Origin of the sequence: Pseudomonas lurida (assembly GCF_013522705.1) — a bacterium.
Classification (GTDB): domain Bacteria; phylum Pseudomonadota; class Gammaproteobacteria; order Pseudomonadales; family Pseudomonadaceae; genus Aquipseudomonas; species Aquipseudomonas quebecensis.
Window position 1 is genome coordinate 267,429 of sequence record NZ_JAAMRE010000003.1, and the last position, 12,790, is coordinate 280,218.

Consider the following 12,790-nt stretch of genomic DNA (forward strand, 5'->3'; position numbering starts at 1 on the left):
ATGAGCGCATTCTTCAAGGGCGTGGGCGCGTTGCTGCGCAAAATTTGGTTATGGAGCCTGTTGTTGGTACTGGGCAGCGCACTGTTGATATGGTTTGCCGGGCCGCTGTTGGCGGTCGCTGACCACCGTTTCTGGCAAAGCTCGACGGCGCGTCTGCTGACGATCAGCGCGTTGTTTCTTGCATGGGGGCTGGCGATGGTGGGGGCCGGCGGTCGGCGTGCCGCACGGTTGCGCTTACCTGAGACCGAGGCGAGTCACCCGCGCGACGGATTGGTGGAGACGGAGCAACGCCAGGTGCGCGGGCGTTTCAAGGAGGCCTTGCACACCTTGAGAACCACGCGGCGTTACGGTGAGCGCAGCGCGCGCTGGCGCAACGAGTTGCCTTGGTATTTGTTGGTTGGCGAGCAAGGCAGCGGCAAAAGCTCTTTGCTGGCGGCCAACGGTTTGGTTTACCCGCTCGATCGCTCAGAGGCGCGGTCTTCGAGAGCGAACGCTTACTTCGATGCCTACCTGGCCGACGAAGCCGTTGTGATAGAGGTTGCCGGGCGCTATCTGACGCAGCCTGACGTGCCGGTGGACGGTGCTGGATGGTCGACGTTGCTGGGCCTGCTCAAGTCGCGACACCGAGCGCGGCCGCTCAACGGTGTGGTGGTGACCCTGGCGGTGGAAACGTTGCTGGGCATGAACGAGCACGACCTCGACCTGCATGCACGACGGATACACACGCGTCTGCAAGACATCCAGCAACGGCTGCACATGGACGTGCCGGTGTACCTGATACTGACCCAGGCCGACCGCTTGCCGGGGTTCGCCGAATTCTTCGACTCCCCTATGGGCGACAGCGCAGAAGCGGTGCTCGGCGAGCCCCTGGCGGCAGGCAAGGCCGGCACCGAGATCGGCCATGTGCGCGAAGCGTTCGAGAGGTTGCTGAAGCGTCTGGGCACGCAGGTGATTGCTCGCTTGCATCTGGAACGTGATGTCGAGCGCCGCGGGCAGATGCTTGACTTCCCCCGGCAGGTTGCCCATATCGGTGAGCGTTTATGCCTGTTCGTGGAAACTGCGTTCTGCGCTCATCGCTTCCAGCGCATCAATCGACTGCGCGGGTTCTACCTGGCCTGCGGGGCGTCGGAGGACGGACGCTCGTATTTCGTGCAGGGCCTGTTCAACCGCGTGATCTTTGCGGAGGCTGACCTAGCGGGGCTGCATACCCCCGAGCGACAACGCCTGCGCCGCCGCCAAGGCCTTGGGATGCTGGTCGCTTCGTTGCTCGTGGTCGTGGCGGGAATAGTCTGGACACACAGTTACTCGGTCAACCACCAGCGCCTGCTGCAATTGGCGCAACTGCTCGACATCCAACCGCCCGATCCTGCCATAGCGGATTCCACCCTGGCACTGCTGCCGCGGCTGGACAGCCATCGGGCTGCGACCCAGGTATTCCCTCCCGTGGCGCAGGTGCGGATGGTCGAGCGGGTAGGGTTGTTCCAAGGCGAGGCCGTCCGTCCGCTGTTATCCGATGTTTATGACAGGACACTGCATCAGCAACTGCTGCCGCAAGTGGTTGCCCTGCTTGAAGAACAGGTCCGGGCCAGCCTGGGCGATCGCGAAACGTTGATGGATACGTTGCGGGCGTACCTGATGCTCAACTTGCCGAAACGTCGTGATAATGCCTGGCTGAAGGAGCGTGTGGCGGGTCATTGGTCTGCACGTTACGCCAGCGACCCGTCGGTGCAGAAGCGCTTGAACGAGCATTTCTCGCGCTTGCTTGAGCAACCGTTCGTGATGCCCTTGAGCGATGACCTGGTGGCCGAGGCTCGCCAACAATTGCGCGGTGAATCGCTCGCCGGCGTGGTCTATCGGGCGCTGCGTCACCAGGCTCGCAACCTTGAACCTTATCGACTGGTACAGGGGCGCGGGCTTTCCGCGCCGGATGAACCCATCCCCGGCTTCTTCACCCGGCGGTACGTGCAGTACTTCGAAAAGCAGGGGCCGCGACTGGTCAACGCCATCGCGCAGGACAACTGGGTGCTCGGCGAAAGCGGTGACCTGAGCCCCATGGATTTACGCCAGCTGATGCTGGAGCTGGAGCAACGCTATTTCAGCGAGTATGCCGATGCGTGGAGCCACGCCATCGGTCAGGTTCGGCTGTTGGAGAGCGACAACCTGCGACAGCATGCCGAGACGCTTGCCGACCTGGCATCCGCCCAGTCGCCGTGGGTGCAACTGTTGCATCAGTTGCGTGAAAACACCCGGCTTGTGGCGCAACGCGAGCACCTTGAGGGCGTGACGCGCCAAGTTGGCGAGCTGGGCGTTGCGGCGCAGGCGGGCGCGTCCCTGTTGTCAGGCAGCGCATTACCGGGGCAGATGGCACCTGATTCCGCGCGGCGCGCGTTGCAGCGGCGCTTCGAGCCCTTGCATCAATTGCTGGATGCGGAGCAGAACCCACGTGAACAACTGCTGCAGGCGTTGCGGCTGCTGGATGAATGGCAACTGCAGTTGGCGGGCTTGAACCGCGATGACTTGCCCGAACAGGCCGCGTTCAGGATGGCCAGCCGGCGCATGGATGGCCAGCAACCGCAATTGGGGCGTTTACGTGATACGGCTGCGCGCCTGCCGCAACCTCTGAAAGGGTGGTTCGACAGTATTGCCGACGATAGCTGGCGGCTGTTGCTTGACAGCGCTCATGCCTATGTCAATCAGCGCTACCAGAGCGAACTCTACGGCTTTTACGCCAAGACGATTCAGCGTCGGTATCCATTCACTGCCAGCGCACGCACCGATGTCGCCCTGGAGGATTTTCAGGAATTCTTCAAGCCACGGGGGAGCTTGGCGCGCTTCTACGACAGCCATCTGCGCGCGTTTGTCAGTGCAGACGGCCGCCGCTACCGCCTGCGTAGCCTGGACGGCCGCAGCCTGCCGATGTCGCGCTCGTTGCTGGACCAACTCAGCAAAGCCCAGATGATTCGTCAAGGTTTCTTCAATGACGAGCAGGAGTGGGCGGTGCGGTTCAGTCTGGCGCCCTACAGCCTGGACCCGGCTGTCAGCCGTGCGATGCTGAGTATTGGCGACAAACAGCTCGAATATCGCCACGGACCCATCGTGCCCATGGTGTTCGACTGGCCCGGCGAGGCGGACCAGAGCCGCACCAGCCTGGTACTGGAGCGTGGCGCGCAGCGGCCATTAGGCATCAAGGATAACAGCGGGGCGTGGTCATTGTTTCGGTTCGTCGAGCTGATGCAAAGTGAGCTCATTGATGCTCGCCAGGCCCGCCTGTTCAAGGCTGATCTCTCCGGGCTGCGTGCGCACTTCCTGCTTTCCAGCCAACGCAACCCGGTGCCGCTGCAGTGGGAGCAATGGCGCACCTTTCGCTTGCCGGAGCAACTATGACCCCGATGCCTGCGTTGTGGCGCAGCGCCGGGCGTACGGCGCGGGGCAAGCTGCGTGCGCGCAACGAGGACGCTTTCCTCGACTGCCCGCAGCGTGGCTGCTGGGCGGTAGCCGACGGTATGGGCGGCCATCGTGCCGGGGATGTGGCCAGCCAGTCGGTCATCCGAAGCCTGGCGTCGTTGCCTGGCGGTGATGGCTTCGATCAGCGTATCGACACGGTGCGCAGGCGTCTGCGCGCACTTGACCGCCAGTTGAGCCGCGCGGCGCCATCGGTTGATGGCAGCCTGACGGATATGATGGGCAGCACCGTGGTCGCCTTGCTGCTGGATGGCAATCGTGCCGCCTGCCTTTGGGTCGGCGACAGCCGATGCTACCTCTGGCGCGGGCAACGTCTGTACCAGTTGTCGCGGGACCATTCACGCTTGCAGCAATTGATGGATCGCCAGCACTTGACCCTGGAGCAGGCGCGCGGCCATCCGAATGCCAGAGCCCTGACGCGGGCCATCGGCGGCCGACAACCCCTGGGCCTGGAGGTGCTGGAACTGTGCGTCCACCCCGGCGATGTGTTTTTACTGTGCAGCGACGGTTTGTATCAGGGGCTCAGCCACGGCGTGCTGGGGCATGCGCTGAGTATGAACAACCCTCGGCAAATGGTGGATCGGTTGTTCGCCGAAGTGTTGCGCGGCCCGGCCCAGGACGACCTGACGGCGGTGGTGGTGCAGCCATGAGCGCGGCCCTGGGTCCGCCCGACCTGCTTGCGGGGCGCTATCAGCTTGAGCGCGTGTTGGGAACGGGTGGGATGGGTGTGGTTTATCGTGCACGAGACCTGCTGCACGAAGCCTTCGGTGAGCCCAGCCCCTGGGTCGCATTGAAACTGCTGGGCGACAGCCTTTCCACCTGTCCCGATGGGCATGTGCTGCTGTACAGCGAATTCGCCCTGACACGAAGGCTGCGCCATGAGCACGTGGTGCGCGCGTTCGCTTTTGAAGTCGACACGGTGCGTCAGGTGGCGTTCTTCACCATGGAGTGGCTGCCGGGGCTGACCCTGGACCGGCTGCTGCTGGAGTACCCGGACGGCCTGCCTTGGAATGAGCTGCAACCGATGGCCGTGCAACTGTTGGATGCGCTTGCTTATGCGCACCGCGAGGGTGTGCTGCATGGGGATATAAAACCGACCAACATCATGGTCGGGGAGCAGGGCTTGTGCCTGTTCGACTTCGGCCTGGGGCATGCCGAGTCGCAAAGAGCCGCCGGATTACCAGGCTTGAGCCACCGTCGGCTGAATGCGTGGACCCCGGCCTATGCCGCCCCGGAGTTGAAGGACGGCGGCGGACCGTCAGTGAGCGCCGACCTTTATGGCGCCGCGCGCGTGCTGTACGAGTTGGCCCAGGGAAGGCGCGTCGTGGAGCCTCACCGCACCCGCCCACTGCCCCGGCCGCGCAGGTTGCCCAGGCGCTGCTGGAGCGCGTTGCGTTCAGCCTTGAGCTGGGCTGCGACGCATCGAACGGTTACGGTTGAACAACTGCGCGATAGCATGGCGGTGACGCACCGGCGATGGTTTGTCTAGGGGAGGGGGACGCCGGGCAGGTTGTGCAGCTCGCAGTATTCGGACCAGCTCAATCCGGCCATCTGCGCCACTTCCCTGTGCACTTCCAAGCGTTGAGCGTTGAAGGCTTCGGGGGACTCGGCGGTGAGTTTAAGCGTCAGTTCCCACGCGAACAAACCCAGGCGCTCGGCTTCCGCTTCGAAGGCTTCGTGCAAGCGTTCCGCGCGGTATTGGGCAAGCGATTCACCCTTGGCCTGAGCGGCCAGGGGATTCAAGGCGTCCAATTGCGCGAGGAGCTCCGGATGGGCCACAAGAAATCGATCAAGGGCCAGTTGATGGCTATCACCCGGCTCAGCTACAGGATCGTTTCTATGCTCAGACACCGGTGCCGACCTCCTGGTGGGATTCCCTGCGTCGAGCACGCTTGCGCAGGTGGCGCGATACCCGATGTTGCAGTGGTTCGAGTATGAAGAACAGCAGATAGGCCATCAGCACCAGCGTCAGATCAACCCAGGTACCGGCGATCGGTCCGGACACTTCTTCAACAATATCTTTGATTACAAACAACAGGGCGACTCCGCCCAGCCATAGCATTGCGTTAAGCAGCAGTGGCCGCATTGCGTTCGACAACTTGTGTTGCATTTTGAACCTACCTCCTGGGTACCTGGTATGACTCAGGCCCTGCTTCCCTGAATTGGCGACCTCAGCCTGACGCTTTGCCGGGTCACACTCACGCTCCATAAGCCGTCAATAGTACCCGCTCAACCACGATTAGGGATTTTTCCTACTTAAAAAGTTCAATTAATTGCGCGCGATCACCCATTCCAGGCCGCAACCCCCTGGAAAATCGACGCCAACGCCGTAAAGGCCTTTCGCTCCCAGTGCCTGGGCGTGTAGCGTTACCTCGTGTTTCCGGGCCCTGCCTTGAAGGGCATCGTGCGATGGGCAGAGGGATGGGTCATGGCGCAAACGCTCTTCAAGCTTTTCTTCACCCAACGTCTGGCGGCCTTGGCCAGCACCGAGTCGTTGCGGGCAATCCGCGAAGGGCTGTTGTGGATCCTGCCTTGCCTGCTCGTTTCGGCCGGGTTTCTGATCCTGTCCGAATGCGCCCGGGTGCTGGGATTCGACCCGCGACTGGTGGCCTTTCTCGCGGGGCTGCATAACCAGATCAGTTCGGTCATCCCACTGCTGGTGGCCGCGTCCATTGGCTACATGCTGGCGATCCAGTATCGCCTCCCGCAGCTTCCGGTGGCGTTTCTCTGCCTGGCCCACGTGGTGATCGCCACCTTTGTACTGCGCGACTACCCACGGGCCTCGGCCACCTTCGTGTTATTCATCGCCATCGCCTCGCCGTTGCTGAACGTGCCGGCCGTGGCCTGGTTGCACCGTTATCGTTGGACGCGGCTGGTCAACGAGGACCTGGTGGGGCACAACCTGCGTGGCACCATCAACATGGTCGTTCCCGGCGCGCTCACCGCCCTGGCATTGGTCACGGTCCTGTCGTTACTGCTGCAAGTCCCGTATGTGGCACAGTTGCAGGGGCCGCAGGTGCTGGATGCGTTGCAATCGCCCTACGGCAGCGGCCTGTTCGTGACGCTGATGAATTCTCTGTTGTGGTTCTTCGGAATCCACGGCGTGTACGCCATGCAGCCGCTGTTCGATGTGTTGGATCAGGCCGTGGTGCTCAACGGCACGGCGGCGGCTGCAGGGGAGCCGATCAAGTACCTGTTGAACAGCGGTCTGCTCGGCAGTTTTGCTTTTATCGGCGGTTCGGGCGGCGCGTTATGCCTGCTGCTGGCGATCCTGCTGTTTTCCAAGAGCCAGTCCATGCGCCTGGTCGCCGTGGCGAGCTTGCCGCTGTCACTGTTCAACGTCAGCGAGGTGCTGCTGTTCGGCTTGCCGATCATCCTCAACCCGCGTCTGTTCATCCCTTTTCTATTAGTGCCTGCCATGAACGCAATGCTGGCCTTGGGGGCGGTGCAGATGGGCTGGGTTTCGCCGGCGGTGGCCAGTGTGCCGTTCACCTCTCCGGTGTTGCTCAATGCTTATCTGAGCACTCACGGCGACCTGGCGGCGGTCGCGCTGCAGGTGGCGTTGCTGGGCCTGGGCACGCTGGTGTATGTGCCGTATGTGCGGGCGATCCATCGCCAGGCCAGCGAAGGCGGCACGGTGTATCTCAAATCCCTGGACATGACCTTCCGTGGCCTGGAGGAAAAAGGCCGGCTGCGCGAACTGGACCCCGTGCTGGCTTCCCACAAGACCCTGGCGCGTCACGCCAATGAGCTGAGCCGCATCCAGCAGATCAGCGACTACGATTTCTATCTGGAATTCCAACCGCAAGTCTCGACCCGCACCGGACTGTGCACCGGTTGCGAGGCCTTGATGCGCGCTCGCGATGCCCAGGGCACGGTGCATTCGCCCTGGGAATTCCTGCAATGGCTGGCCCAGGCCCAATTGATGCCGGACGTGGACATGTGGGTGGCGTCCCAGGCCGTGCGCCAATACCAGAAATGGCAAAAGTTGGGGTTCACGCTACCCATGACCATTAATATTTCCAGCGCGACGCTGACGGATGCCACCTATGGCGAGCGCCTCGTCGGCATCCTGGCACAGGCCCACGGGCAGGTCTCGGTGGAGATCACCGAAGATGCTCTGGTCAGCGATATCCAGGCTACGCGGCGGACGATTCAAAAACTCCAGGCGATTGGCGCCAAGGTGTATATCGACGACTTTGGCACCGGTTTTTCAGCGTTGAGTTACCTGCACCAGTTTCCGGTGGACTTTATCAAGATCGACCGCAGCTTCGTGGTGGCCCAGCATGATCCCAAGGGCGCGCAGGTCCTGACCGGGATGCTGCGTTTCTGCGAGGCGTTGAACCTGGGTGTGGTCGTCGAAGGGGTGGAGACCGCCGAGCAACTGGCCTTCCTGAACACCGGCAGCGAACTGTTTATCCAGGGCTGGTATTTCAGCAAGGCGCTGCCGGGCGATCAGTTGGAAGGCTTTGTGCGCGAACGTGCGGCGTTGGCGCAGACCTAGGCGGATTCGTAGCCGCGCCGGGTCTGTTCGATGTCGTCGACCAAAGCGTCGATACCGGCCAGGTGCGCGCGATTGTCATGATCCCAAGGGTGGAAGCCTGGCTTGAAGTAATGCAGCCAAGGCACCAGCATGCGCGGGAAAACGCCTTTAGGGCCATACAGAAACTTGAGCATGCGCCAGAAGCCCTTGAAAAAACCTCCCGCCTTGCGGTCCGCCACCAGCAAGCGCACATGAAAGTCCAGCACCACCAGCCAGAACAGCAGCGTAGTGGTGAGCATGGTCCCGGTGCGCAGCAGATAGCGCCCGGGACCCGGCTTGATCACAGTGTTCCATACGTCAAACGCCACGGCTTTGTGCTCGGTTTCTTCGAGGGCGTGCCAGTACCACATTTGCTGGTAGCCCTTGAGTGAATGGCCGAAGCGCGACGGGTCGCTCAGCAGGATCTCGGCGAGCATCGCGGTGTAGTGCTCCAGGGCGATGGTCACGGCCAGGTTGAACGCCGGCGGCAGGTGTTTTTTTTGCCAGTCGAGGATGAATTTCAACCGCCGATCGAGGGTGTGCGCCGGCAGGCCCGCCGCTTGCAGCAGGTCGTTATAGGCCACATGTTCGCGGCTGTGCATGGCCTCTTGACCGATAAAACCCTGGATTTCCTTCTTCAACAGCGGGTCGTCGATGCGCTGCCGGTAATGGCGCACGCTGTCCATGAAGAACAGTTCGCCCTGGGGAAACAGCAGCGACAGGGCATTGAAGAAGTGCGTGATGAACGGGCCTTGTTCGTGCCAGTCCTTGATGCGCTCGGCGGGCAGGGCAAAACGGACATCGCGACGGATGGGTAGCATGGGCTGTGCTCCTGTTCAGAGACGAGACTCGTCGTTGGTTTCAAACACTGGCGTGCGCGGTTTGGGAGCCATGCGTTTGCTGGCAAATACCACCAACGCCTGGTAAGCCGCCGGCAGGCAACGGGCAAGCAGGTCGAGGGCATAGGCGTCGCGGCCGATCAACACGCGACGCTTGTTTTTGCGCACTCCGTGCAGGATCACTGTCGCGGCCTGGTCGGCATCGGTGATAAACAGTTTTTCGAAGTCGGCGCGGGCCTGTTGTTCGCTGTGGATCAAAAAGCCGGTCATGTTCGCGTCGATACGGCTGCTGCGGCAGATATCGGTGCGGATCCCGCCGGGGTGCACGCAGGTCGCCGACACGCCGCAGCGTTGCAGGTCGAGTTCCTGACGCAGCGCCTCGGTAAAGCCACGCACTGCGAACTTGCTGGCGTTGTAGCCGCTCATGCCCGGCTGCGCGAACAGCCCGAACACGCTGGAGGTGTTGATCACGTGGCCTTCGCCGCTTGCCTTGAGGTAGGGGAGGAAGGCCTTGGTGCCGTGGACCACGCCCCAGAAATTGATACCGACGATCCACTCCAGGTCAGCGTAATCCACGCCCTCTACGGTACTTGACAGTGCCACCCCGGCATTGTTGAAAACCAGGTTGACCTGGCCGTGCTCGGCCATGCAGCGCGCGGCCCAATCCTGCATGGCTTGGCGGTCGGCCACATCAAGCATCTGCGTAGTGATCCGCACCGGCGGCAGGCCCGACTCTTCGAGCAAGGCGCGGGTGTGTTCCAGGCCTTGAAGGTTTTTGTCCGCCAGTGCCAGGTGGCACCCCTCACGGGCCAAGGCCAGTGCCAGCGCGCGGCCCATGCCGGAGGCCGCGCCGGTGATGGCCGCAACGCGGCCGTTGAATGACTTCATGACAGGCTTCCTTCGGGATTGGCGCGGACCACGGAGGGCGCACGCGCAGGTGGGCTGAGGACCGCCATGCCCGTCACATAATCCTTGAGCGCGAACTGGCGGGTGAGTTGCTTGAAACGCCAGGTCGAGCCGGGCCACAGCGTGGTGTTCCTGCCGGTGCGCGGGTCCAGATACCAGCTCTGGCAACCGCCGGTGTTCCAGATGGTGCGTTCAAGCTTGTGTTGCAGATGGTGGTTGTAGGCCTGTTCCACCGTCGGCTTGACCTCCACCGTGGCGATACGCTGGCGTTGCATCTGCTTGAGCGCGTCGAGGATGTAGGCCACCTGGGCCTCAATCATCAGGATCATCGAGTTGTGCCCAAGCCCGGTATTGGGCCCGACAATCAGGAACAGGTTGGGATAGCCGGGCACGGTTGTGCCCTTGTAGGCATGGGCGCCCTCACGCCAAGTGTCCATCAGGTCCATGCCGTCGCGGCCGATGATGCAGCCGCGTGGCAGCGGGTCGCTGGCCTGGAAGCCGGTGCCGAAAATCAGGCAGTCCGCCGGGTGCTTGATACCGTCGGCGGTGATCACGCCGTCGGGTTCGATGCGCTGCACAGGCTCGGTCACCACCTCGACATTGCTGCGCGACAATGCCGGGTAATAGTCATTGGAGATCAGCACGCGCTTGCAGCCGATGGTGTAGTCCGGCGTGAGGCGCTTGCGCAGGGAAGGGCGCGCCACTTGCCTGTGCAGGTGACGCAGGGCGATACGCTGCACCATCTTCATCAGCCGCGGATGCCGCGCAAAGCCCACCACTCGTCCTTCCAATGCCCAGTAAAACCCCGCGCGCATAAGCCGCTGCGTAACAGGCACGTGCTTGAACAGCCAGCGTTCCAGCGGCCCAATCGCACGGTCGGGTTTGGGCATGATCCATGGCGGCGTGCGCTGGAACAGGTCCAGATGGGCCACCTGCGGGGCGATCTGCGGCACGAATTGAATCGCGCTGGCGCCGGTGCCGATCACCGCCACGCGCTTGCCCTTGAGCGAATAACCATGGTCCCACTGCTGCGAGTGGAAACGCTGGCCCTTAAAACTTTCCAGGCCCGGAATATCCGGCAACGCTGGGCGCGACAGGCCGCCCATCCCCGACACCAATACCCGTGCGCTCACCTGCCGACCGTTGCTGAAACTCAGGTGCCAGCGCTGTTGGGCTTCATCGAACACCGCGCGGGTCAACCCCATACCGAAGCGCAGGTAGGGCGCCAGCTCGAAATGCGTGGCGCATTGCTCCAGGTAAGCGCGAATTTCCGCCTGCGGCGCGAACTGCCGCGTCCAGTTCGGGTTGGGCGCAAAGGAAAACGAGTAGACATGGGACTGCACATCGCAGGCACAGCCGGGGTAATGGTTGTCGCGCCAGGTACCGCCGAGGCTGTCGGCCTGTTCGGCGACGAAAAAGTCGGTAAGCCCGGCCTGCTTGAGCTGGATGGCCATGCACAGGCCGGCGAAGCCTGTACCGATGATGGCGATGTCGATCGAGTCATTGTGGGCATTCATAGGCTGTCCTGAGTGGGCATCGGATGGGCTCCTGATCTTGTTGTGTCTTTTGGGTGGAACGCCGTTGCAAAGGAAAATTTAATTAATTATTTTAAAAAAGATTTTAAATAATCTACCTGAAAATATCGCCTACGCTAGGTCCTTGTCTCGAATGTGCGATTTGTCCGACGGACGCGCATGTCTGTATCAGGCTCGGGTCCAGGGTGTGTGCGGTGGCCGAGGCCCGACCAATTCCGGTTGGGGCGCCGGCGGCAGGGAATGCAGAGGACCGAGCGCATGACGATGGAATGGGTAATGGCTGCGGGTGTGGGGGCGTGTGCAATGGCCTGGGGTTTCAGCGCCTGGATGACGCGGCGCATTGAAAAGGCCGTGCCGCGCGCTGGCCGTTTTATTGAGGTCGACGGCGAGCAATTCCACTATGTGGAAGAGGGCAACGGGCCGCCATTGGTGATGATTCACGGATTGATGGGTAGCAGTCGCAACCTGACCTACGCCTTGTCCGGTCACTTGCGCGAGCAGTTTCGGGTGATCACCCTCGACCGGCCGGGCTCGGGTTACTCCACGCGCCGCACCGGCACTGCGGCCGACCTGCCGGGCCAGGCGCGGCAAATTGCCCGGTTCATCCAAGCGTTGCGGTTGGACCCACCGCTGGTGCTTGGGCATTCCCTGGGGGGCGCGCTCGCTCTGGCGCTGGCCCTCGACCATCCTGAGACGGTATCGGGCCTGGTCCTGGTGGCGCCACTGACTCATCCCCAGCCGACATTGCCGCCGGTGTTCTGGTCGCTGGCGGTGCGGCCGGCATGGCTGCGCCGCTGGGTTGCCCATACGTTGACGGTGCCCATTGGCCTGTTGACTCGGCGCAGTGTGGTCAAAGGCATCTTCGCGCCGGATGTTGCGCCCGAGGATTTCGCCACCCGTGGCGGTGGCCTGTTGGGCATGCGTCCCGCCAACTTTTATGCCGCCTCCAGTGAAATTGCCCTGGTCAACGACGACCTGCCGCACATGGTCCGGCGCTACCCAGGCCTGACCTTGCCGATTGGCTTGATCTACGGCGCGCGGGACCGGGTGCTGGACTTTCGCACGCACGGTCAGGCGCTCGCCGACAGGGTGCCGGGCCTGAAACTGCAGCTCGTTGAAGGGCGCGGCCACATGCTGCCGATTACCGCCACGCCGCGGGTGGTGGAGCTGGTGCAGCAGGTGGCCAAGCGCGTGCGGTCAGGGCATGCCAATACGCAACTGCCCCCGCCCGTTGCCCTGGCGAACAAATAATCATGGCCGTCGTGTTCGGGCGGGGCGGTGCAAACCGTTGTTCTAGAGACCTGACTGGCGGACCTGAAAAAAGACTGCGCAGTCACCGGAAAAAGCGCTCGACAAAGTAGTTGACGACCTAACGATTCCGCGCTATCTATTTAAAAAAATATTTCAATATTTATTTTGAAATGAATTTTTTGAAGTGCCTAAGAGCGAACAAAAATGAAAAAAACGCTTTTTATCGCATGCTTGATGTCCGGGGACCGCTCGCGCTCCCCCATCCTGTGGTCTGC

10 protein-coding genes are annotated in these 12,790 nt (G+C 62.2%); 5 read left to right on the top strand and 5 right to left on the bottom strand.

Going from position 1 to position 12,790, the window contains the following annotated elements; translation table 11 throughout:
- The 3 genes from tssM to G7025_RS04620 are packed head-to-tail and all read left to right on the top strand — an operon-like array spanning position 1 to position 4,951.
- A complete protein-coding gene (tssM, locus tag G7025_RS04610) occupies positions 1 to 3,384 on the top strand; it encodes a type VI secretion system membrane subunit TssM (RefSeq protein ID WP_181076917.1) in 3,384 nt (1,127 codons plus the stop codon).
- Positions 3,381 to 4,112: a PP2C family protein-serine/threonine phosphatase gene (locus G7025_RS04615; protein WP_181076919.1), complete on the top strand. Its 732-nt coding sequence runs from the start codon at positions 3,381 to 3,383 to the stop codon at positions 4,110 to 4,112. The genes tssM and G7025_RS04615 overlap by 4 nt, the downstream gene beginning before the upstream one ends.
- Complete coding sequence (locus G7025_RS04620) at positions 4,109 to 4,951, top strand: serine/threonine-protein kinase (protein ID WP_181076920.1); 843 nt, start codon at positions 4,109 to 4,111, stop codon at positions 4,949 to 4,951. The genes G7025_RS04615 and G7025_RS04620 overlap by 4 nt, the downstream gene beginning before the upstream one ends.
- On the opposite strand, the gene G7025_RS04625 is transcribed toward G7025_RS04620, so the two are convergent.
- Both G7025_RS04625 and G7025_RS04630 read right to left on the bottom strand, forming a co-directional pair.
- Positions 4,948 to 5,313 carry a DUF6388 family protein gene (locus tag G7025_RS04625; protein WP_181076921.1) on the bottom strand — a complete coding sequence of 122 codons (366 nt, stop codon included), beginning with the start codon at positions 5,311 to 5,313 and terminating at the stop codon, positions 4,948 to 4,950. The genes G7025_RS04620 and G7025_RS04625 overlap by 4 nt on opposite strands.
- Complete coding sequence (locus G7025_RS04630; RefSeq protein WP_181076923.1) at positions 5,306 to 5,572, bottom strand: hypothetical protein; 267 nt, start codon at positions 5,570 to 5,572, stop codon at positions 5,306 to 5,308. Before G7025_RS04630 ends, G7025_RS04625 begins: the two co-directional genes overlap by 8 nt.
- Before the next feature lie 318 nt (positions 5,573 to 5,890).
- Here G7025_RS04630 and G7025_RS04635 point away from each other — a divergent pair, with 318 nt between their 5' ends.
- Complete coding sequence (locus G7025_RS04635; RefSeq protein WP_181076924.1) at positions 5,891 to 7,966, top strand: PTS sugar transporter subunit IIC/EAL domain-containing protein; 2,076 nt, start codon at positions 5,891 to 5,893, stop codon at positions 7,964 to 7,966.
- Here G7025_RS04635 and G7025_RS04640 read toward each other — a convergent pair.
- Genes G7025_RS04640 through G7025_RS04650 form a run of 3 tightly spaced genes read right to left on the bottom strand, consistent with a single transcriptional unit; the run spans position 7,963 to position 11,246 of the window.
- Positions 7,963 to 8,805 carry a metal-dependent hydrolase gene (locus tag G7025_RS04640; RefSeq protein WP_181076926.1) on the bottom strand — a complete coding sequence of 281 codons (843 nt, stop codon included), beginning with the start codon at positions 8,803 to 8,805 and terminating at the stop codon, positions 7,963 to 7,965. The genes G7025_RS04635 and G7025_RS04640 overlap by 4 nt on opposite strands.
- Before the next feature lie 15 nt (positions 8,806 to 8,820).
- Positions 8,821 to 9,711, bottom strand: coding sequence for an SDR family NAD(P)-dependent oxidoreductase (locus tag G7025_RS04645; protein ID WP_181076927.1), 891 nt, complete (start codon positions 9,709 to 9,711; stop codon positions 8,821 to 8,823).
- The gene (locus G7025_RS04650; RefSeq protein WP_181076929.1) at positions 9,708 to 11,246 is read right to left on the bottom strand and encodes a flavin-containing monooxygenase; all 1,539 of its coding nucleotides are present in this window, start codon (positions 11,244 to 11,246) and stop codon (positions 9,708 to 9,710) included. The genes G7025_RS04645 and G7025_RS04650 overlap by 4 nt, the downstream gene beginning before the upstream one ends.
- 276 nt (positions 11,247 to 11,522) lie before the next feature.
- On the opposite strand from G7025_RS04650, the gene G7025_RS04655 reads away from it, so the two are divergent.
- Entirely contained in the window at positions 11,523 to 12,515 is a 993-nt protein-coding gene (locus tag G7025_RS04655; RefSeq protein WP_181076930.1) for an alpha/beta fold hydrolase, read from the top strand.
- Positions 12,516 to 12,790: the final 275 nt, after the last annotated feature.

Excerpts from the sequence above, each read along its gene's own strand:
- G7025_RS04650 (WP_181076929.1), bottom strand. The coding sequence starts at position 11,246 with ATGAATGCCCACAATGACTCGATCGACATCGCCATCATCGGTACAGGC.
- G7025_RS04640 (WP_181076926.1), bottom strand. The coding sequence starts at position 8,805 with ATGCTACCCATCCGTCGCGATGTCCGTTTTGCCCTGCCCGCCGAGCGC.
- tssM (WP_181076917.1), top strand. The coding sequence starts at position 1 with ATGAGCGCATTCTTCAAGGGCGTGGGCGCGTTGCTGCGCAAAATTTGG.
- G7025_RS04635 (WP_181076924.1), top strand. The coding sequence starts at position 5,891 with ATGGCGCAAACGCTCTTCAAGCTTTTCTTCACCCAACGTCTGGCGGCC.
- G7025_RS04630 (WP_181076923.1), bottom strand. The coding sequence starts at position 5,572 with ATGCAACACAAGTTGTCGAACGCAATGCGGCCACTGCTGCTTAACGCA.
- G7025_RS04620 (WP_181076920.1), top strand. The coding sequence starts at position 4,109 with ATGAGCGCGGCCCTGGGTCCGCCCGACCTGCTTGCGGGGCGCTATCAG.
- G7025_RS04645 (WP_181076927.1), bottom strand. The coding sequence starts at position 9,711 with ATGAAGTCATTCAACGGCCGCGTTGCGGCCATCACCGGCGCGGCCTCC.
- G7025_RS04655 (WP_181076930.1), top strand. The coding sequence starts at position 11,523 with ATGACGATGGAATGGGTAATGGCTGCGGGTGTGGGGGCGTGTGCAATG.
- G7025_RS04615 (WP_181076919.1), top strand. The coding sequence starts at position 3,381 with ATGACCCCGATGCCTGCGTTGTGGCGCAGCGCCGGGCGTACGGCGCGG.